We start from the raw sequence: 19935 nt of genomic DNA, 5'->3' as shown, positions 1-19935 counted from the left end.
TCTCACTGAAGCGCAATTTCCTCCAACCGAAGAGACCGGTGCAATGCGGAAGCATTTGCATCGGTCTCTTCCTCTATACCGGGGGATTGACAATTTTCCCGTCACACAGAACCACTTTATGATCCCGTATCTGATACGTTCCGCTCTGCACATACGTGATGGCCGGTACACGAAAGTAGTGCTCCCACCCGCGCCCCCAAAGCCGGGTCTTCACTACGCCGAAATTGTTTCCTTCCGCTTCGATCACCTCGTCCCCGCCGATGTAAATTCCCACGTGCCCGTCCTTGTGAACGCCCAGCCCCGGTGTTTCGGGCATTTCCGAAATATTGCCCTTCACGTCCGCAAGGGCGTACAGATCGTTTGCCGTAGAATCCGGAATCCCATCCGGGCGCCCGCGGAGAATCTCCCCGGTGGATTCGTCCAGCCAGGAATACGCCTTGATCAGGCCGCCGCAGTCAAACCCGGGGCGGCCGCCGAAGCGGAGCAGAATGGAATCGGTCTGCTCTTTCGTAAGCCCCGCCCGTTCCACTCCCGCAAACCTGCTTTTCTGCTGGTTCAGAAAGCTTCGGTCAATGGTCTGGCCCGCCGCGCCGTAAACATACCCGCTTTTGCAGCAAAGCGCATTCCACGCGAAATTCACAAGGCCGATGTTGTTTTTTGTTCCGTCCCCGCTTTTCAGATTTTTCCGCAGAAGATCGGCGGAGTTCAAAAAGCCGGGCGAAAGCTCTTTCGAAAGATTCACAATATCACGCCTTTGTTTATCGTCAACCGTGGTTGAAAATTCCGCCTGTATGCTGTCGAAAATCCGGCCGCTGTCGGTAATCGGAACGGGGCCGTCCTTCCCCTCCGTGTAAAAGCAGCGGAGCAGGCGCTGCCGCACGCCGGCCTTGTCGCCGTATGCCGGGTTGTCAAACAAGGTGATATAGGCCGCGTAAAGAAGCTGGGTATTGACGGAATCCCCCGTTTTCTGGCGCAGGAATACGGACGTGACAAGCGGCTCAAAATCGCGCGATACCGTATTCAGCGCGTAATCGCGCCGGGTTTCCCGCTGCGCGTTGCAGTTTTTCAGGAAGAAAAAGAGCAGAAGCACGCAAAAAAACAGCAGAACGATTCTGCCGCCGGAGCGGGTTTTCCACCGTCTTCGTGGAATACTATATCGGATTCGGAACATAACGGCACACCCCCGTTCTTACCTATTCGTCCGCGCGGCAAAATATGAGCGGACGGATCGGATTTTTAAACCATTTGGATGTATTGACGGGCATTCCTATATCTGTTAAAATGAAAAATGTATACAAATCTGAAATGCAAAGTAAGAAAGCCGTCCGTAAATCCATGGGGCGGTTTCAAAATTTATATGGAGAAAAAATAAGGAGACGGAAAATAGATGAACGAGGAAAAAAATCAGCGCGGAGAAGACATTATCGCCGGAAGAAACGCGGTAAACGAGGCTTTGCGCAGCGGCCGCACGATCGACAGCCTTTATGTGGCGCGCGGCGAGCATACGGGAAGCCTGAGCGCGCTGATTGCCAAGGCGAAAAAGACGGGAATTTCCATCAAGGAAGCCGACGGCAGAAAACTGGATTTCCTCTGCGGCAACGCGAACCATCAGGGTGTGGTCGCCGTGGCGGCGGTAAAGGAATACGCGACCGTCGACGATATTTTCCGCCTTGCAGAGGAGCGGAACGAGCCGCCGTTCATCATTATTGCGGACGAGCTGGAGGACCCCCACAATCTCGGCGCCGTCCTGCGCGTAGCCGAATGCGCGGGCGCGCACGGGGTGATCATCCCCAAACGGCGCGCGGCGGGCCTGACCTACGCGGTCGGCAAAGCGAGCGCCGGCGCGGTGGAATATGTGCCGGTTGCGCGGGTGACGAACATCGCCGCCGCGGTGGACGAGCTGAAAAAACGCGGCGTGTGGATTTACGCGGCCGACCTAAACGGCGAAAACTGGTGCAGTGTGGATTATTCCGGCCCCGTGGCCGTTGTGATCGGTTCCGAAGGCTTCGGCGTAAGCCGCCTTGTAAAAGAAAAGTGTGACTTTGTCATATCCCTGCCAATGAAGGGTAAAATAAATTCGCTTAATGCTTCGGTTGCCTGCGGCGTCATCTGCTATGAAATCGCACGGCAGCGCAGCGGTATTAAGACAAAATAATACAGGAGCGGATATTTATGGGCGACAAACAAAAAGCTCCGCGCGACCGCTTTTCTTTAGATGAGATTCTGGCGGAAGCGCGCACCTTGGATCAAGCGGAAAAGGATCCGGCGCCCGCAAAGGCAAAAGAGAAAACGGTTCAGCGTAAAGCTCCCGTTACACCGGAGGAAATTGCGGCGAAGGCGAAGAACGCCCTTGACGCACAGATATCCAAAGAACCGCAAATGTCCCCCACCCCCGGGGAAACGGATTTCTCCGGGCCGTCCGAGAAGAAAAAGGGCCGCAGGGGCCTTTTCGGGCGCCGGAAACGGGAAATTCCCGACCTCGACAATGGAAACGATATTTACTACGGCTTGCAACTGAAATCCATCGAGGAATATCGTGACGATTATGAAAAAGCCCTGCATCTGGAACCCGACCGGCCGAAAAGCGCGCCGGGCAGCTCGGTTTTTTCCTATCTGTTTCAGGAAACTGCGGACGACAAGGTTGACGATGAAATCGCCAGGCGGTTTGAAAAACTGCACAGCGAACGGGAAAAACGCGTGCAGAACATCATGAAGCGGGCGGGGCTGGAACAAAACGAACTGTATTCCCTGTACGATTCCCCCGAAACGAAAGCGGAGGAATCGAAAAAAACGGAGGCCGAAGCTTCTGCCGCAATGCCCCAGACACCGCAGCAGATTCCGGCCGAACCGCCGCCCGAACCGAAGCAGCAGCCGCCGGTACACGCGCCGGAACCCCTGCCGGAAGTGGAACCGACTTCTCCGGTCATCCCGGAAATCACGGAACCCTATCCGGCCCCGATGACGCCATCCACCCCGCTTCAGCCGGATGTTGTTCCCGCCATTCGCGGGAGGATGTCCGAAGAACCGGTGAAGGAACCGGTAAAGGAGCCGAAGGTAAAAGAGGAACTTCCCGGCGCGCCCGCTGTTGAGGAGCCCGCGCGGCCGGTGCCGCAGTCGGTAAAACGCCCGGTTTACCGGGCGTTCGGGCTGCCCGTTCTGGTCATTGCCCTTGATCAATACGAGGACGTTCTGGCCCATGCGGCAAACCGGCTTCCTTCCGTAAATCCGAAGCCCGCTCCCCCGCCGATTCCGCTTCCGGTTGTAACCCCCGGGGAACCGGAGGAAGAAGCCGAAGAACCGGAAATCGCACCCGGTTCGGAGCCGGACGGCGTCGCCTTAATCCCGGAAGAACTGGAGGAAGAACTTCCTGCGGAACAGCCGATTCCTTTCCCGGAAAACGCCGCCAGCGAACCGGAGCCGGAGGAAGAACCGGCAAAACCGGTAAAAAAAAGGCGGTTTAACATTTTCGGAAATGAAGAAGAGGACAATGATACCGGCGACAGCCCGCCCGGTGAGCAGGAGGAGCTGGACGATTACATAAGTCCGGACGACGCGGCCTCCGTTATGAACGAGCTTCGGTCCACCATGCGCAACCTGCTTCTGCGGCTTGCCGTTACGGGGATCAGCCTTGCTCTTCTTCTGATCTTCGGCCTGCTGCGGGACCTGTCCGGTTTCATGCTGCCGGAGATATCGCTTTGGCTGAACGCGCAGACCTATCTGATTGTAAATCTGGTCTTTCTGCTGACTGCCGGGGCGTTCTGCATCGTCCCCATTGCGAACGGACTGAAAGCCCTGATGACCTTTCAGGCGAATTCCGACAGCGCTGTCGCCGTCGCCACGGTTGCCGCCGCCGCGCAGAATATCGCGCTGCTGTTTTCCACCCGTGACGTGCAGACGGGGAATTATCATGTTTATTCCGTCCTTGTTGTACTGGCGCTGTTTTTCAATACGTACGGAAAAACCATGATGGCGAAACGGATTATCCGGAACTTCCGGTTCGTTTCCGCGCCGGATCAAAAACAGGCCGTCCTGCTTTTTGAAGACCACAACACCGCGCTGCAAATGACGGACGGCTGCGTAATCGACGCGCCCGTCGTCGCCTACCAGACAAAAACGAAATTCCTGAAGAATTTTCTCCGCCTTTCCTATGAACCGGACCCGAGCGAACAGGCTTCGCAGACCATGGCGCCCATCGGCTTCATCCTGTCGCTGATCCTTTGCATCGCGTCCGTTATCCTGTATAAAGATGTATTCAGCGCCCTGACCGCTTTTGCGGCGGCTTCGTGCATCTGCGTTCCGTTCGTCAACATGCTCAGCGCGAACCTGCCGGTTAACCGGGTCTGCCGCGTCGCCTCGCGCTGCGGCGCAATGGCGGTCGGCTATTCCGCGATCGAAACTTTCAGCGGCGTCAACGCCGTGATGGTGGACGCGAAAGATCTTTTCCCGAAAGGCACCGTCGTCCTGAACGCCATTAAAACCTTCGGCGGTCAGCGCATCGACGACGCCATCGTGGACGCAACGGCGCTGATGTGTTCCGTGGGCGGGCCTCTGAGCGACGTATTTGAACAGATTATCAAAAGCCGCGATATGCTTCCCAAGATCGACAATCCGGTTTTCGAGGACGATAAGGGCGTGACCGGATGGGTTTCCGGCCGCCGGATTCTGGTGGGAAGCCGCCGGCTGATGGAAGCGCACAGCATCCAGCCGCCCTCGAGGGATTACGAGGAAAAATACATCCACACGGGAAGAAAGATCATTTATCTCGCTTCCGGCGGCGATCTGGTCGCCATGTTCGTCGTATCATACAATTCCGACCGGCGGCGCGCCATGGAGCTTCGCCGTATGGAGGACAACGGCATCAGCCTGATTGTCCGCACCTGCGACCCGAATATTACCCCGCGCATGCTGGGGGAATGCTTCGGCCTGGACGAGCATTCCATCCGCGTTCTTCCGGAACGCCTCGGAAGCGTTTATACCGAACTGACGTCCGAACCGCAGGACCGTTCGCCCGCAATGCTCGCGACAAAAGGCCGCCCGGCCGCCATGATGCGGATGCTGACCGCGTGTGTGCGCCAGCGCAGCAATATTTCCATTGCCGTCGCCATGCAGAACGTCGCGGTAATCCTCGGGTTCCTGCTCGTCGCTTTCTTAACCTGCTATTCCGGTCTCGGGCAGCTCTCCATTACCGCGCTTCTCATTTATGAGCTGTTCTGGTCCGCGGCAATCCTGCTGGTTCCAAAGCTTCGCAAGCCATAACTACATAATGAAGAGAGAATTTAAATGGATAAAACCTTAATCAAGCGGATGGCAATGGTGCTGATCGGCACGTTTATCATGAGCATTTCCGTCGCGCTTTCCATCTACGCCGGTTTCGGCACCGATCCATGCACCTGCCTGGTTCTGGGGATATCCCGCAAATTCAACCAGAGTTTCGGCTTGATGGTACTCGTTGTAAACGGCGTCTTTCTTGCTTTCACCTTTTTCTTCGACCGGCATTTAATCGGATTCGGTACCATTGTGAATATGAGCGCAATCGGTTTTCTGGTCGATCTGTTCAATAAAATACTGGCCCGGCTTCTCCCGCAGGAGCCGGAGCTTTGGCTCCGTATCGTCTGCATGGTCTTAGGGGTTCTGATTCTTTCCTTTACCGCCGCCCTGTATATGTATCCCCGGCTCGGCACGTCGCCCTACGACAGCGTGAGCCTGATGGTTACAAAGTACTCGCATATTGAATTCCGCTGGTGCCGTATTGTCTGCGACACCCTTTCCGTACTGATCGGCTGGCTCTGCGGAAGTACGGTCGGCATGGGAACGGTGATTACCGCGTTTTGCCTCGGGCCTTTTATCAAGTACTTCACCGGGAGGCTGACAAAGCGGTTCCCCCTGCCGCTCGCCTCCTGATACAGCGGATACAACGAAAAAAGCCGCGCGAATCTTTCGGTTCGCGCGGCTTTTATGTTTATCTATTTATTTAAGAAAGCTGTCAATGGTTTTCTGCGCCGTGCTGTTTTCATCGGATACGCAAAGAATCACATATTTTCCGCTGACTTCCAGCACGGGGGATTTCAGCTTCACCATCTCCTTGGGCTGGTAATCCGCGAATCCCGCTTTCTGGTCCTCAATCCGCTTCTGTGCGGCTTCCTTCACCTTCGCCGCGGACTTTTCGTCCTTCGCTTCAAACGCCGCAACCTCTTCGGCGGTCGCCCCGGTGCTTTCATAAACGGTCAGCTTCGCCACCGTACTTTCATCCAGCCCGTAAAGCTTGAGCGCGGTCTTCGATTCAATTTGCGACATCTGGTCGGCAAATTTAACCGTTGAAATGAGCTTCTTGGCAACTTCCTGGGTATCGACCGTTTTCGCCGTCTTTGAAGCGCACCCCGCGCACAGTAAAAGCGCCGCCGCCAATGCGAACAGTAAGATTTTCTTCATGTTTCTTGTTAATTCCTTTCCCCGGCGCTGGCTTTCAGAAACCCGCACCATTTCGCGCAATATTCCCTGTTTAAATGTACCCCGTCGACGGAAGCGTCCGCGGGCAGATTTCCGGCCGAATCGGAAACCGCCGTATTCACCGCCAGATACTTCACGCCCTTTTTCTTTGCCATTTCCTGAATCTGTCTATTGTAGGAAGCGATATTCCGGTTATTGTAAACTTTATCTGAACTGGATTTCTTTTCCGAAACCGGGAAGATGGACTGAACAAAGATCTCCGCCTTCGGCTGGGCTTTTTTTACCGCGTCAATCAGCTTTGCATAAGCCTTGATAAAGGTTTCCGAGCTGCTCCAGCCAAGTTCGTTTACGCCGAACATAATATACACTTTCCCGAATTTCCTTTTTTGAAGCGCCTGCACCACCGTCAGCCTGCGCCCGCCCACCTCGATGACCGGCTTTGTAAAAGCCGTGTTCACCATCAGGCCTTTCGCGGCATAATACGTCGCACCGTCAAGCCCGTCATAATTGCGCAGGCCTTCCGTGCGGCTGTCGCCGATCAGTACGGCGTCCTGAAAATAGCCGGCGGGTGCATTGGCTTTGCTTTCCGTTTCAGCGGATTCAGCGGACGACTGCCGACTGGAACCGTCCGACCGGGCGCTTTCCGCCGGTTTTTGCCCGATACTGCTCGCCGAACTTGGAGGACTTCCTCCGCCGGAAGAACCGGTTTGTTCCGTTTTCGGGAGCATGCTGTTGATTTTTCCGATGGAAGCAGCCGCCCCCAGCCCGATGATATAAAGAATACCCGCCAGAACGATGCAGATCACCGTCCTGCGGATAAACAGTCTTACCCTTCTTTTTCTCCTGTAAACTCGCATGAAAAGAGCACCCCGTGTTGCATTCCGATTTATGTTAAAGCGAAAAACGCTTACGAAAATGTATTGTAGATTCCTGTTTATTATACCCCTAAACGGAGCCGTTTGAAAGTGTAAAAATAAGGGTATGACAAAACTGTCATACCCTTATCAGACTGATTACAAATTCGTTCCTTCCGGCACAATTTCTCTCAGTCCTGTAACGAATTGAAAATTATTTCAGTGCCTCAAAAACCGCAACCGCGCAGGCAACGGTGGCGCCGACCATCGGGTTGTTGCCCATGCCGATCAGGCCCATCATTTCAACGTGCGCAGGAACCGAAGAGGAACCCGCGAACTGCGCGTCGCCGTGTACGCGGCCCAGAGAGTCGGTCAGGCCATAGGAAGCCGGGCCGGCGCCCATGTTGTCCGGATGCAGGGTGCGGCCTGTGCCGCCGCCGCTTGCAACGGAGAAATACTTCTTGCCGTTTTCCTGCGACCACTTCTTGTAGGTACCCGCAACAAGGTGCTGGAAACGAACCGGGTTTGTGGAGTTTCCGGTAATGGAAACGTCAACGCCCTCATGCTGCATAATCGCCACGCCCTCGCGGACGTCGTTTGCGCCGAAGCATCTTACTGCCGCGCGCTCGCCGGTGGAGAACGCTTTTTCTTCAACAATATTCAGCTTGTCGCTGAAGAAATCGAAATCGGTCTTTACATAGGTAAAGCCGTTGATTCTGGAAATGATATAGGCCGCGTCCTTGCCAAGGCCATTCAGGATAATGCGCAGGGGTTCTTTGCGGGCGCGGTTTGCCGTACGGGCAATGCCGATTGCGCCTTCTGCCGCCGCGAAGGATTCGTGGCCTGCGAGGAAAGCGAAGCACTTTGTCTCGTCACGAAGAAGCATCGCGCCGAGGTTGCCGTGGCCAAGGCCGACTTTTCTCTGTTCGGCAACGGAGCCGGGAACGCAGAAAGCTTCCAGGCCGATTCCGATTTTCTCGGAAGCTTCGGCGGCGGACTTTACGCCCGATTTCAGTGCGACGGCGCAGCCGAGGGTATAAGCCCAGGTTGCGTTCTCAAACGCGATAGGCTGAACGCCTTTTACGATTTTATCTACGTCGATCTTTTTAGAAAGGCAAAGATCGCGGGCGTCTTCGAGGCTGGCAAGGCCATACTCGGCAAGACACTTCTCTATTTTGGCCATTCTTCTTTCTTTACCTTCAAACTTGACATCGTTAGCCATCTAGTTTAGTCCTCCTTTTATGGTCTTTATTATTCTTCACGCGGGTCGATGTACTTTGCCGCGTTGTCAAAGCGGCCGTACTGACCGATGTTCTTCTTGTATGCCTCGTCCGGGCTGACGCCGTGACGGATGTCTTCCATCATTTTGCCGAGCTTTACGAACTGATAGCCGATTACTTCGTTGTTTTCATCCAGAGCGGTCTTTAAAACATAACCCTCCGCCATTTCCATGTAGCGGACGCCCTTTGCGCCGGTGCTGTACATGGTGCCGACCTGGGAACGAAGGCCCTTGCCCAGATCTTCCAGACCCGCGCCGATCGGAAGCCCGCCCTCGGAGAAAGCGGTCTGGCTGCGGCCGTAAGCGAGCTGCTTGAAGATTTCACGCATGGCAACGTTGATCGCGTCGCAGACAAGGTCGGTATTCAGGCACTCGAGCAGTGTTTTTCCCGGCAGAATCTCGGCAGCCATTGCTGCGGAGTGGGTCATACCGGAGCAGCCGATCGTCTCGACCAGAGCTTCCTGCACAATGCCCTCTTTCACATTTAAAGTAAGCTTGCAGGCGCCCTGCTGCGGAGCGCACCAGCCAACGCCGTGGCTCAGGCCGGATATGTCTTTGATTTCATAGGATTTAACCCATTTCCCTTCTTCCGGGATCGGTGCCGGACCGTGTTTCGGGCCCTTAGTAACAGTACACATTCTTTCCACTTCTGGGGAATAATTCATATCGGTACTCCTTTCGGTTTCAGTATCCTTTGGTCTAACCAACATACAGGATTATTATAGAATATTTTCCGCCTATTAGCAATAGGATAACCCTTTAATAATTAAAAATTTAACACACACCCAAAATTCCCCGCCGGATTTAAGCGCAGCGCGTCCGCAGGGTGCATTATTCACGAATTATTCTTTCTTTTTAAAGTTCTCTATGTTATAATGCTTTTTGTATACGAATTTTAATAATACAACGCTATTCAATATTTATGAGGTGGATTCCATGAACAATATTCTCACCGCGTTCTTCGGCAATTACAGCAAGCGCGAGATCAAGCGCATTCAGCCCCTGTGCGACGCCGTACTCAAGCTGGAGGACAAATATAAGGCAATGTCCAATGAAGAGCTGAAAGCGCAGACGCCCGCCCTGAAAGAGCGCCTTGCAAACGGCGAAACCCTGGACGATATCCTGCCCGACGCGTTCGCGGTCTGCCGCGAGGCTTCCGACCGTGTTCTGGGGATGCGCCACTTCCCGGTGCAGATCATCGGCGGCATCGTGCTTCATCAGGGCCGTATCAGTGAAATGAAAACCGGTGAAGGAAAAACGCTGGTTGCCACTTTGCCCGCCTACCTGAACGCCCTTTCCGGAAAAGGCGTCCATATCGTAACCGTTAATGATTACCTCGCCCGCCGCGACTCCGAATGGATGGGCAAGGTTTACCGCTTCCTCGGGCTGAGCGTCGGCCTGATCGTACACGATCTGGAAAACGACGAGCGCCAGAAAGCGTATAACGCCGATATCACGTACGGCACGAACAATGAGTTCGGGTTTGACTATCTGCGCGACAACATGGTCATCTATAAGGAAAACAAAGTACAGCGCGGCCACAACTACGCTATCGTCGACGAAGTGGACTCCATCCTCATCGATGAAGCCCGCACCCCGCTGATTATTTCCGGTCAGGGCGACAAGTCTACGGAAATGTACAATATCGCCGACCACTTCGCCCAGACCCTGCGCATGGTCAAGGTTGCGGAGCTGAACGACAAGGAAGACAACGACGCGCTTTATAAAGACGCGGATTATATCGTCGATGAAAAGGCGAAGACCTCCACGCTGACCCAGTCGGGCGTGAAAAAGGCGGAAGCGTACTTTAAGATCACCAACCTGACCGACGCCGACAATATCACCATTCAGCACCACATCAATCAGGCCATCAAGGCGCGCGGCGTTATGCAGAAGGATATCGACTACGTGGTCAAGGACGGCGAAGTCATCATCGTCGACGAGTTCACCGGCCGTCTGATGTACGGCCGCCGCTACAACGAAGGCCTGCATCAGGCCATCGAGGCAAAAGAAGGCGTTAAGGTCGCGCATGAAAGCAAAACCCTCGCCACCATTACCTTCCAGAACTTCTTCCGCCTTTACGACAAGCTTTCCGGTATGACCGGAACCGCCATGACGGAAGAGGACGAATTCCGCGAAATCTACAAGCTCGACGTGATTGAAATCCCGACCAACAAGCCGATGATCCGTGCGGACCTCTCCGACGTTGTCTATAAAACGGAAAAGGCGAAGTTCAACGCCGTCATTGACGATATTATCGAACACCACGAAAAAGGGCAGCCTGTTCTGGTGGGCACTATCTCCATTGAAAAATCCGAAGAGCTGAGCGGCCTGCTTCACCGCCGCGGCATTAAGCACGAGGTTCTGAACGCGAAATACCATGACAAGGAAGCGGAAATCGTCGCGCAGGCCGGCCGCAAGAACGCGGTGACCATCGCAACGAACATGGCCGGACGCGGAACCGATATTGTGCTCGGCGGCAACAATGAATTCATGGCGAAATCGGAAATGCGCCGCATGCAGTTCTCGGAAGAGCTGATCAGCGAATCCACCGCGTATTCGGAAACAACCGACGAAGAAATCCTGAATGCCCGCAAAACCTTTGCGGAGCTGAATGAAAAATACAAGGAGCAGACGAAGGCGGAGGCCGAAGAGGTCAAAGCCGCGGGCGGCCTTTATATTATCGGTACGGAGCGCCACGAGTCCCGCCGTATCGACAATCAGCTGCGCGGCCGTTCCGGCCGTCAGGGCGACCCCGGTATGAGCCGCTTCTACATTTCGCTCGAAGACGACCTGATGCGCCTGTTCGGCGGCGAACGCATCAATACCCTGATGGAACGCCTGAAAGTGGACGAAGACACGCCGATCGAAAACAAAATGCTCAGCAATACCATTGAGGGCGCCCAGCGCAAGATTGAAGGGCGCAACTTCGGCATCCGTAAAAACGTCCTCCAGTTCGACGACGTTATGAGCCGTCAGCGTGAGATTATTTACAGCCAGCGCGATCAGGTTCTGAACGGGGAGAATCTCAAGGATCAGATCATCAAGATGATCGAGCAGGCGATCGAAAACCAGGTACACCAGTACATGCCGGAATCCGCGCCCCACGAGGAATGGAACTTCCAGGGTCTGCGCGACCATTACATGGGCTGGCTGCTTACTTCCGCAGATTTGGTTTATACAAAAGATGAAATCGAAAATCTGGAACCGGATTATGTAAAAGAACAGATTTTTGAAAAAGCAAAGGAACTTTATGAAAAGCGGGAAGCCGGTTTCGGCGAAGAAATTGCCCGCGAGCTGGAACGCGTCGTTCTTCTGAAGAACGTCGACTCCGAGTGGATGGATCATATCGACGCGATGGAAGAGCTCCAGAAGGGTATCCGCCTGCGCGCCTACGGCCAGCATGACCCGGTTGTCGAGTATCGTCTGGAAGGCTTCGACATGTTCGATCAGATGATTGCCACCATCCGCGAGAACACCGCGCGCATGATGCTTACCGTTCAGCTCCGCACGGAAGAAGAACCGAAGCGCGAGCAGGTCGCCACGCCGACCTCCACCAGCGGATCGGACGGCTCCGAAATGAACCGCACCATCCGCAAGGGCAAAAAGCCCGGCCGCAACGATCCCTGCCCCTGCGGCAGCGGCAAAAAATACAAGAAGTGCTGCGGCAAGGACGAATAATTTATATAGATAAAGACGTGGCGTGGAATCAACCGGTTCCACGCCACTGATTTTATCTGTCATTTTCCCGTACTCCGCGCGGTGGTCAGGGTTTTCACCAGATCGCAGACATAATTGCTGCCGCGGCTGATTAAAATCCCCGTCAGGATACTGCCGATATACGGGATACCGGTCTTCATCCCCAGCATTGCCAGCATGTCGACCCCATAGGCTACGGCGACGAAAACGCCGAGCAGGATGGAACTCAGCATTTCCCATCTGATATTCCCTTTTATAAAAAACTCTTTCACGTATGTAATCACGCCTTCTACGACGACCGCCAATAAAAACAAACCGAAATATTCCATTTTTCAGCCTCCTAACAGCATATGCATGGCGGCGGCCACCAGCGCGCCGACCACGCCTGAGAGCGCGAAATTCACCACGGAATTCCAGCGATCCCCCGAAACGGTTTCCAGCTTTCCGATCCTTGTGTCATGATTTAAAATTTTTTCATCATGATTTTTCAGGATTTCCCCCATTTTAATATTGAGTTCCTCCAGCTTTTGGCTCCGTTTTTCCCCTTCCTCCTGCTTTGCTTCCAGCTTTTCAATATCCTTTTGCCCGCGGCGGCAGCGCTCATCGATCATTTTCCGCCGCTGTAAACAGATTTGTTCATTCAGCGTCTCCATGGCTATCCCTTTGAAAAGCCGTTCAGCCCGGCTTTCCGCATCAGACGCGGATAATCGCGGTAAGCGATGTTCATATCCACCCTTGTTTTCACCCCGTCCACTTTCCCGGCGCTGGTGTACTGCCACATTCCCGCAGTACCGGCCGTCGGTTCCGTTCCGTACCGCGCAATCCACAGGTCGTACCGCGAAAGGCATTTCATGTCGAGCCGGTTTTTCATCCAGTCGGGATTGGTGTAAAGGCATACATAATAGCCCGCCTGTTCCACTTTCCGGCAGAACGCGTCCGCAATTCCCGTCAGCGCCGTGCGCCCCAGCCCTGCCTGTGTCGGGTCTTCCAGATCGAACGCGACGGGATACGCCAGCCTGCACCCTTTGATGAGATGCAGAAAAAAATCCGCCTCTTTCTGTGCGTCGCGCGCCGTTTTCGCATAGCTGTAATGATACGCTCCGCAGGGCAGCCCCGCCGCTGTGGCATTTTTGTAGTTCCTGTAAAACATCCGGTCGGTCTGCTTCGGCCAATTTTCCCAGCCGTATCCGGCGCGCAGGATCGCAAATCCGATTCCGGAAGCTTTTACTTTTGCAAAATCGACCGTCCCCTGATGATGGGAAACGTCAATCCCTTTCGTCCTTTCCATTTTCTCCTCCGATGTTAATTCATTTTATGCAGGAAAACTTCTCCTCAATACACCGGCGTTTCACCCCGAAAATTTCCCCCGAAAGGGAACAAATAAAAAAGAAAGCCCGCAAAATGCGGGCGGTAAACGATTCCTTATTCTTTAAACACCACTTTAAATTCTTCACAGACAACCATCATCTGTTCATCAAAAGCAAGGCCATATGTTTTTAGCTCTTCTGTAAAAAAATCTTTATGTACCTTTCTCCAATATGCCAGGGATAAATCCCCCTCGCCTTCCTTAAACGCATAGCTTTCCGATACTTCACAAAACGGGCAAATAGACACTTTCGTTGTTTCGGTTACACAGACAGCATGATGATCAGAGTCTAATATAATGTTCAAACCTCCGATTGGAGGTAGCGGACTGTTCTCAATTTTATAGAATTGATAGACCGACGCGGTCGCCGTTTTGATCCCGTCTGCTACAAGTTTTGCAAGTTCATTTGCCATTGCATCATCCCCGCCGAAACGCCATGCATCATAAGTCTTATTTTTCACAGGTGTATGATTCGTATATAAATTCCACATTTCTTTTTCAGTCATCTATTTTTAGCCTCCTATTACACAATGAAGGGCAAGCCCGCATTTCGCGGGCTTGCCCTTCTCGGATTATTCACCGAACATATCTTTAATTTTATCAAAAAAGCTTTTGCGCTTCTGGTAATTTTTGTCCTCCGCCACATTGTCAAAATCCTGTAGCAGCGTCTTCTGCCTTTGGGAAAGGTTCTTCGGAACCTCGATGGTCATGCGGACATACTGGTCGCCGCGGCCGTGGCCGCTGATGCGCGGGATGCCCTTGCCTTTTAGCTTAAATACATCCCCGGGCTGGGTTCCTTCCCGTACCTGATAGCTGACGCGGCCGTCGATGGTCGGCACGACGACTTCCGCGCCGAGCGCGGCCTGTGTAAAGGTAATCGGCACCTCGCACCAAACGTCGTTGCCCCGGCGCTCGAAGATCGGGTGCGGCCGCACGTTCACGTATACGCGCAGATCACCGGCCGGGCCGCCGTTCGTTCCGGCGTTTCCCTGCCCGCCGACGTTCAGAATCTGCTCGTTGTCAATTCCCGCGGGAATGTTGATTTCAATGGTTTTCGGCTTGCGCACCCTGCCGGTGCCGCCGCAGGTCGGGCAGGGGGTATCGATAACCTTGCCTTTTCCGCCGCACCGGTCGCAGCTCCGGCTGGTCTGCACCACGCCGAACGGCGTGCGCTGGTTAATACGTACCTGGCCCGTTCCGCTGCAGTTCGGGCAGGTCTTTGCCGTGGTGCCCTTTTCCGCTCCGCTGCCGCCGCAATGGTCGCAGGTGTCAATGTTCTGGAAGGTAATCGTCTGCTTGCAGCCCTTTGCCGCTTCTTCAAAGCTTATGTTTACGGTGGTTTCGGTGTCGCTGCCGCGGCGCGGCGCGTTGGGATTCACGGTACGTCCGCCGAACCCGCCGCCGCCAAATCCGCCGCCGAAAAAGCTGTTGAATATGTCGCCCAAGTCAATATCGCCGGTGAACGGGCTTCCTCCGCCCGCGCCGCCGCCGAAATTGGGATCCACGCCCGCGTGGCCGAACTGGTCGTAACGGGCCCTTTTATCCTTATCGGAAAGCACTTCGTATGCTTCGTTTACTTCTTTAAAACTTGCCTCTGCCGCTTTATCCCCCGGATTCAGGTCGGGATGGTATTTCTTCGCCAGCTTACGGTACGCTTTCTTAATCTCCGCATCCGTGGCATTTTTGGGTACACCCATCACCTCATAATAGTCCCTTTTATCAGCCAAACCAATCACTCCTAAAAAATGAAAAATGAACAAATGAAGGATGACTCTGCGGCGTTCCTTCAAAATGTATTTCCCGTAAGTACGAAAACAGCCTTTCAATCCATGATTGCCAGCTCCCCTTTCGGGAAGCTGGCTGCCACAGATTCATCAATCACGAATCATTATTCATTGATAAAAAACGATTACTTTTTATTGTCGTCGCTTACATCCTTGTATTCCGCATCGTAAACATTGTTTCCGCCTGCGTCCTGTGTTGGCTGGCCTTCCGGCTGACCCTGAACCGGCTGCTGCGGAGCGGCCGCTTTGTACAGCTTTTCGCTTACCGCGTACATCGCCTTCTGCAATTCTTCGCTCTTCGCCTTCATTTCCTCCGCGTTGTTGGAATTGATGGACTCCTTCAAAGAAGCAGCCTTTGCGTTCAAGTCGGTCTTGTCGGCTTCGTCAATCTTGTCGCCGCTGTCCTTTATGAGCTTCTCAACCGCATAGCAGAGATTCTCCGCTTCATTCTTCTGGTCGACCTCTTCACGGTGCTTTTTATCTTCCGCCGCGAATTTTTCCGCGTCCTGAACCGCCTTGTTGATATCGTCCTTGCTCATGTTGGAGCTGGAGGAAATCGTAATCTTCTGCTCTTTGCCCGTGCCCATATCCTTGGCGGATACATTTACGATGCCGTTCGCGTCGATATCGAAAGTAACTTCGATCTGGGGGATTCCGCGCGGTGCCGGGGCAATGCCGTCCAGCTTGAACAGACCGAGCTGTTTGTTGTCGCGGGCAAACTCGCGCTCGCCCTGCAAGACGTTTACTTCAACCTGCGTCTGGCCGTCCGCCGCGGTGGAAAAAATCTGGCTCTTCTTGGTCGGAATGGTCGTGTTGCGGTCGATGATCTTCGTCATAACGCCGCCCATGGTTTCAACGCCCAGGGAAAGCGGGGTAACGTCGAGAAGCAGGAGGCCTTCGACTTCGCCGCCGAGTACGCCGGCCTGAATCGCCGCGCCGATGGCAACGCACTCGTCCGGGTTAATGCCCTTGAACGGGTCTTTGCCGGTAAAGCCCTTAACGGCATCCTGAACCGCCGGGATTCTGGAAGAACCGCCGACCAGCAGAACCTTATTGATTTCTTCAATCTTCAAACCGGAGTCGGAAAGCGCCTGGCGAACCGGGCCCATGGTCTTTTCCACGAGGTCCGCGGTCAGTTCGTTGAACTTTGCTCTGGTCAGGGTAAGATCAAGATGCTTCGGGCCGGTCGCGTCCGCTGTGATAAACGGCAGATTGATTGCGCTGGTGGTCATGCCGGAAAGCTCAACCTTCGCCTTTTCAGCGGCTTCCTTTAATCTCTGCATCGCCATTTTGTCGCCGCTGAGGTCAATGCCGGTTTCCGCCTTGAAAGAGGAAACCATCCAGTCCATTACGCGCTGATCGAAGTCGTCGCCGCCGAGACGGTTGTTGCCGGCGGTTGCGAGAACTTCCTGAACGCCGTCGCCCATTTCAATAATGGATACGTCGAATGTACCGCCGCCAAGGTCGTAAACCATGATTTTCTGGTCGTCTTCCTTGTCAACGCCGTAGGAAAGAGCGGCGGCCGTAGGCTCGTTGATGATACGCTTTACATCGAGGCCCGCAATCTTACCGGCGTCCTTGGTCGCCTGGCGCTGTGCGTCGGTGAAGTAAGCTGGAACGGTGATCACCGCGGAGGTGATCTTTTCGCCCAGGTAGGCTTCCGCGTCGCTTTTCAGCTTTTGCAGAATCATCGCGGAAATCTCCTGCGGTGTAAAACTTTTGCCGTCAATATTTACCTTGTAATTGGAACCCATTTCTCTTTTAATGGAAGAAACCGTACGGTCCGGGTTGGTAATCGCCTGACGCTTTGCCACCTGACCGACCATGCGCTCGCCTGTTTTTGAAAAAGCAACAACGGACGGGGTGGTTCTCGCACCCTCAGCGTTCGCTATAACGACCGGCTCGCCGCCTTCAATAACCGCAACACAGGAATTTGTAGTACCTAAATCAATGCCGATTGTCTTTGACATAATCATTACCTCCAATGATTCCATTCAAAAAATTATTTAAAGCTTTATTTAAAAGGTCCGGCCTTGCTGAAAACAAAACCTAATTGGCAACCTGAACCATCGCGTGGCGAATTACCTTATCGCCGATTTTATAGCCCTTCAGGAATACCTGCGCAATGGTGTTTTCCCCGGCGTTTTCATCCTCCACATGGGAAACGGCATTGTGCAGATCGGGGTCGAATATCTCCCCGACTTCGCCCATCGCGGTTACCCCAAGCTTGGTGAGCGCGCCGACGAGCTGTGTCTGAACCATTTCAACGCCCTTGCGCAGATCTTCAACGTTGCATTCCTTTTGTTCCAGCGCCCGCTCAAGATTGTCTGCAACCGCTAAGAACTCGGTGACCGCGTCGGCGGTCGCGTCGGCGTAAACCGCTGTTTTCTCGCGTTCCGTGCGTTTGCGGTAGTTATCGTATTCCGCCGCCGTGCGAAGCAGGATTTCCTTTTGCTTTTTCAGTTCCTCCTGCGTTTTTTCGAGCTGTTCCTTTGTTTCATCGGCCGGTTCCGTATTTTCCGGATTCCCGCCCTGTTTTTCCTGCGGAACGTCCTCTTTTTTGGTTTCCTTTCCTTCCGTCTGGTCCTGCGGCTGCGCCGCTTCTTCTCTTTTATCCTTTTTATCTGTTTGCTCTTTATCCAAAACCGTAACCCCTTTCTATTCCGTATCCAAAAGCTCTGTCAGCATTCTTCCGACAGAACCGGAGAGATATTCCATATTGGACATGATTTTTCCGTAATTCATGCGTGTCGGCCCGATAATGGCGATTGCGCCCGCCTCCCGGCCCGCTACGTTGTACCGTGAAACGATCACGCTGGATTCGCTCAGCTCCGGGCGGTTGCTTTCCTCGCCGATCAAAACCTTCAGGCCGTTTGACTGCTGCATTAAAAGGCGGGAAAGCTCCTGCGGCCGGGATAGGAAATCCATGATACGCCGGATTTCTGATTGCCCCAGATCGCGGTGGTACAGCAGATTCATTTCCCCGTCCAGACAAACCTCGGTCTGCATCAGATCCTGCGCCACGTCCAGCACCGCCATCAGCGCGTCGCTCATCAGCATCGTCATTTCGCCGAGGGACGCCGCAAGCGACTGGATATACGCGGGCGTAACGGTTGCTACCGGAAGACCGGCCAGCTTTTCGTTCAGTACCCGAAAAAACACGCGCAGGATATCGGGCGTAAGATCAAAATCACAGTGAAACACGCGGCTTTTCATCGCGCCCGTCGAAGTCATGATGATCGCCATCGCGGTCCGCCGGCTCGTCTGCACGAACTGAATCGCGCGGATATCGGCGCCGCTTCCGCCGGGCGTTGTGGAAACCGCCGCGTATTTGGTCATCCCCGCCAGCGCGCGGGCAACGCCGTCGAGCAGCTTTTCCGGATCGTACGCGCTGGGAAGCAGCAGGCTGTCGATATAGCGCTGTTCCTCGCTTGTTACCGGACGCTTTTTCATCAGCGTGTCGATGTAAACGCGGTAGCCCTTTTGGGAAGGAATCCTTCCGGCTGACGTGTGCGGCTGCTCCAGCAGCCCCATTTCGGCAAGCTCGCTCATTTCATTGCGGACCGTTGCGGAGGATACGGTAAAGTCAAGGTTGTCGCAAAGCGCTTTGGAGCCGACGGGCTCGCCGGTGACAATGTATAAGTCCACCACGGCCGCCAGTATTTTCCGTTTTCTTTCGCTTAACTCCAACCCTCTCACCTCATTCTTGATTTTAGCACTCTTGTCTGTTGAGTGCTAAATCTATTTTATAATTTACCATTACTTTACCCCATTGTCAATATAGTATTTGTAAACTAATTGTGAAATCATGAAATAAATCACGAAATAAAAATTAAAAAAGCTGTTTTTCACAGGGCGGCAGACTAAGTCTGCACGCACGTTTATAATGAGGTATTTTCTTTCTNACCCCATTGTCAATATAGTATTTGTAAACTAATTGTGAAATCATGAAATAAATCACGAAATAAAAATTAAAAAAGCTGTTTTTCACAGGGCGGCAGACTAAGTCTGCACGCACGTTTATAATGAGGTATTTTCTTTCTCTAAGCTGCCGCGGAGGAACGTCAATGAAAACCACATAGAATGCGTGTATCCCAAAGGCCCTTTGGGGATACCTCCGGGGTGCAGGGGGCTTTTATGGAACCCTCTCGCCGGGATTTAAAAGCCCCCTGCTCGTCCTTTGCCTACTTTCGGACGATTCCGAAAGTAGGGGCCCGCCCGGCCTGAGGGCGAACTAAATCATTTCTGTAATTCAATTTTATAAATAAAGAATCAGATTCGACCTGTCAGAACAAAGTCAGCGACGGTTCACAAAGGAACGAAGTATCAGCACAATTCTAAAGGGGAGAAAACCTGCGTGCAGGCTCAGCCTGCCCTTCCGGGGAACCCCCGGCGAGGGTTCCCCACGCAGAAACAGTCCGCCGGACTGTTCTGCTCCCTTCCTGCGCTTTCTAAAGGCAGGGGAACGATGGGGCTCCGCCCCAAACCTCGCAAACTTTTGAAAAA

The 19935-nt window shown here is 53.7% G+C and carries 17 protein-coding genes; 4 read left to right on the top strand and 13 right to left on the bottom strand.

The window, feature by feature from the left end; genetic code table 11:
• Positions 1–73 precede the first annotated feature (73 nt).
• Complete coding sequence (locus OUY18_RS13620; protein WP_268059326.1) at positions 74–1171, bottom strand: hypothetical protein; 1098 nt, start codon at positions 1169–1171, stop codon at positions 74–76.
• A 216-nt stretch (positions 1172–1387) separates the two neighbouring features.
• On the opposite strand from OUY18_RS13620, the gene rlmB reads away from it, so the two are divergent.
• Genes rlmB through OUY18_RS13605 form a run of 3 tightly spaced genes read left to right on the top strand, consistent with a single transcriptional unit; the run spans position 1388 to position 5901 of the window.
• Positions 1388–2155, top strand: a complete 768-nt coding sequence (gene rlmB, locus OUY18_RS13615) for a 23S rRNA (guanosine(2251)-2'-O)-methyltransferase RlmB (protein WP_268059325.1) — start codon at positions 1388–1390, stop codon at positions 2153–2155.
• 17 nt (positions 2156–2172) lie between these two features.
• Positions 2173–5256 carry a hypothetical protein gene (locus OUY18_RS13610; protein ID WP_268059324.1) on the top strand — a complete coding sequence of 1028 codons (3084 nt, stop codon included), beginning with the start codon at positions 2173–2175 and terminating at the stop codon, positions 5254–5256.
• 24 nt (positions 5257–5280) lie between these two features.
• Positions 5281–5901 carry a YczE/YyaS/YitT family protein gene (locus tag OUY18_RS13605; RefSeq protein ID WP_268059323.1) on the top strand — a complete coding sequence of 207 codons (621 nt, stop codon included), beginning with the start codon at positions 5281–5283 and terminating at the stop codon, positions 5899–5901.
• Positions 5902–5967: 66 nt separating this feature from the next.
• Here OUY18_RS13605 and OUY18_RS13600 read toward each other — a convergent pair whose 3' ends face one another.
• From OUY18_RS13600 to OUY18_RS13585, 4 genes are all read right to left on the bottom strand, one after another.
• Complete coding sequence (locus OUY18_RS13600; RefSeq protein ID WP_268059322.1) at positions 5968–6429, bottom strand: DUF4358 domain-containing protein; 462 nt, start codon at positions 6427–6429, stop codon at positions 5968–5970.
• Between the two features lie 8 nt (positions 6430–6437).
• On the bottom strand, positions 6438–7304 hold the full coding sequence (locus OUY18_RS13595; protein ID WP_268059321.1) for a GDSL-type esterase/lipase family protein: 867 nt from the start codon (positions 7302–7304) through the stop codon (positions 6438–6440).
• 211 nt (positions 7305–7515) lie between these two features.
• On the bottom strand, positions 7516–8523 hold the full coding sequence (locus OUY18_RS13590; protein ID WP_268059320.1) for a GGGtGRT protein: 1008 nt from the start codon (positions 8521–8523) through the stop codon (positions 7516–7518).
• A gap of 29 nt (positions 8524–8552) precedes the next feature.
• Entirely contained in the window at positions 8553–9245 is a 693-nt protein-coding gene (locus OUY18_RS13585) for an iron-sulfur cluster assembly scaffold protein (RefSeq protein WP_268059319.1), read from the bottom strand.
• 271 nt (positions 9246–9516) lie between these two features.
• Here OUY18_RS13585 and secA point away from each other — a divergent pair, with 271 nt between their 5' ends.
• The gene (gene secA / locus OUY18_RS13580; RefSeq protein ID WP_268059318.1) at positions 9517–12261 is read left to right on the top strand and encodes a preprotein translocase subunit SecA; all 2745 of its coding nucleotides are present in this window, start codon (positions 9517–9519) and stop codon (positions 12259–12261) included.
• Positions 12262–12320: 59 nt separating this feature from the next.
• On the opposite strand, the gene OUY18_RS13575 is transcribed toward secA, so the two are convergent.
• From OUY18_RS13575 to hrcA, 8 genes are all read right to left on the bottom strand, one after another.
• The gene (locus OUY18_RS13575) at positions 12321–12608 is read right to left on the bottom strand and encodes a hypothetical protein (RefSeq protein ID WP_268059317.1); all 288 of its coding nucleotides are present in this window, start codon (positions 12606–12608) and stop codon (positions 12321–12323) included.
• A 3-nt stretch (positions 12609–12611) separates the two neighbouring features.
• The gene (locus OUY18_RS13570; protein ID WP_268059316.1) at positions 12612–12932 is read right to left on the bottom strand and encodes a hypothetical protein; all 321 of its coding nucleotides are present in this window, start codon (positions 12930–12932) and stop codon (positions 12612–12614) included.
• Positions 12933–12934: 2 nt separating this feature from the next.
• Complete coding sequence (locus OUY18_RS13565; RefSeq protein WP_268059315.1) at positions 12935–13567, bottom strand: glycoside hydrolase family 25 protein; 633 nt, start codon at positions 13565–13567, stop codon at positions 12935–12937.
• Between the two features lie 134 nt (positions 13568–13701).
• The gene (locus OUY18_RS13560; RefSeq protein ID WP_268059314.1) at positions 13702–14151 is read right to left on the bottom strand and encodes an ASCH domain-containing protein; all 450 of its coding nucleotides are present in this window, start codon (positions 14149–14151) and stop codon (positions 13702–13704) included.
• A gap of 66 nt (positions 14152–14217) precedes the next feature.
• The gene (gene dnaJ / locus OUY18_RS13555) at positions 14218–15372 is read right to left on the bottom strand and encodes a molecular chaperone DnaJ (RefSeq protein WP_268059313.1); all 1155 of its coding nucleotides are present in this window, start codon (positions 15370–15372) and stop codon (positions 14218–14220) included.
• Positions 15373–15554: 182 nt separating this feature from the next.
• On the bottom strand, positions 15555–17399 hold the full coding sequence (gene dnaK / locus OUY18_RS13550; protein WP_268059312.1) for a molecular chaperone DnaK: 1845 nt from the start codon (positions 17397–17399) through the stop codon (positions 15555–15557).
• 79 nt (positions 17400–17478) lie between these two features.
• Positions 17479–18072 (bottom strand): nucleotide exchange factor GrpE, encoded by a 594-nt coding sequence (gene grpE, locus OUY18_RS13545; RefSeq protein WP_268059311.1) that lies wholly within the window; start codon positions 18070–18072, stop codon positions 17479–17481.
• Between the two features lie 15 nt (positions 18073–18087).
• Positions 18088–19128 carry a heat-inducible transcriptional repressor HrcA gene (hrcA, locus tag OUY18_RS13540; RefSeq protein ID WP_268059310.1) on the bottom strand — a complete coding sequence of 347 codons (1041 nt, stop codon included), beginning with the start codon at positions 19126–19128 and terminating at the stop codon, positions 18088–18090.
• Between the last annotated feature and the right edge of the window lie 807 nt (positions 19129–19935).

The sequence above is a fragment of the Caproiciproducens galactitolivorans genome, assembly GCF_026672255.1.
GTDB classification, from domain to species: domain Bacteria; phylum Bacillota; class Clostridia; order Oscillospirales; family Acutalibacteraceae; genus Caproiciproducens; species Caproiciproducens galactitolivorans_A.
The sequence above is the reverse complement of the archived record's forward strand: the minus strand, read 5'-3'. Positions and strand labels throughout refer to the sequence as shown.

What these genes read in the sequence shown, in the direction of transcription:
- OUY18_RS13585 (WP_268059319.1), bottom strand. Translation starts at nt 9,245, where the DNA reads ATGAATTATTCCCCAGAAGTGGAAAGAATGTGTACTGTTACTAAGGGC.
- dnaK (WP_268059312.1), bottom strand. Translation starts at nt 17,399, where the DNA reads ATGTCAAAGACAATCGGCATTGATTTAGGTACTACAAATTCCTGTGTT.
- OUY18_RS13595 (WP_268059321.1), bottom strand. Translation starts at nt 7,304, where the DNA reads ATGCGAGTTTACAGGAGAAAAAGAAGGGTAAGACTGTTTATCCGCAGG.
- OUY18_RS13565 (WP_268059315.1), bottom strand. Translation starts at nt 13,567, where the DNA reads ATGGAAAGGACGAAAGGGATTGACGTTTCCCATCATCAGGGGACGGTC.
- OUY18_RS13560 (WP_268059314.1), bottom strand. Translation starts at nt 14,151, where the DNA reads ATGACTGAAAAAGAAATGTGGAATTTATATACGAATCATACACCTGTG.
- OUY18_RS13605 (WP_268059323.1), top strand. Translation starts at nt 5,281, where the DNA reads ATGGATAAAACCTTAATCAAGCGGATGGCAATGGTGCTGATCGGCACG.
- OUY18_RS13620 (WP_268059326.1), bottom strand. Translation starts at nt 1,171, where the DNA reads ATGTTCCGAATCCGATATAGTATTCCACGAAGACGGTGGAAAACCCGC.
- OUY18_RS13570 (WP_268059316.1), bottom strand. Translation starts at nt 12,932, where the DNA reads ATGGAGACGCTGAATGAACAAATCTGTTTACAGCGGCGGAAAATGATC.
- secA (WP_268059318.1), top strand. Translation starts at nt 9,517, where the DNA reads ATGAACAATATTCTCACCGCGTTCTTCGGCAATTACAGCAAGCGCGAG.
- OUY18_RS13610 (WP_268059324.1), top strand. Translation starts at nt 2,173, where the DNA reads ATGGGCGACAAACAAAAAGCTCCGCGCGACCGCTTTTCTTTAGATGAG.
- OUY18_RS13575 (WP_268059317.1), bottom strand. Translation starts at nt 12,608, where the DNA reads ATGGAATATTTCGGTTTGTTTTTATTGGCGGTCGTCGTAGAAGGCGTG.
- OUY18_RS13590 (WP_268059320.1), bottom strand. Translation starts at nt 8,523, where the DNA reads ATGGCTAACGATGTCAAGTTTGAAGGTAAAGAAAGAAGAATGGCCAAA.
- OUY18_RS13600 (WP_268059322.1), bottom strand. Translation starts at nt 6,429, where the DNA reads ATGAAGAAAATCTTACTGTTCGCATTGGCGGCGGCGCTTTTACTGTGC.
- rlmB (WP_268059325.1), top strand. Translation starts at nt 1,388, where the DNA reads ATGAACGAGGAAAAAAATCAGCGCGGAGAAGACATTATCGCCGGAAGA.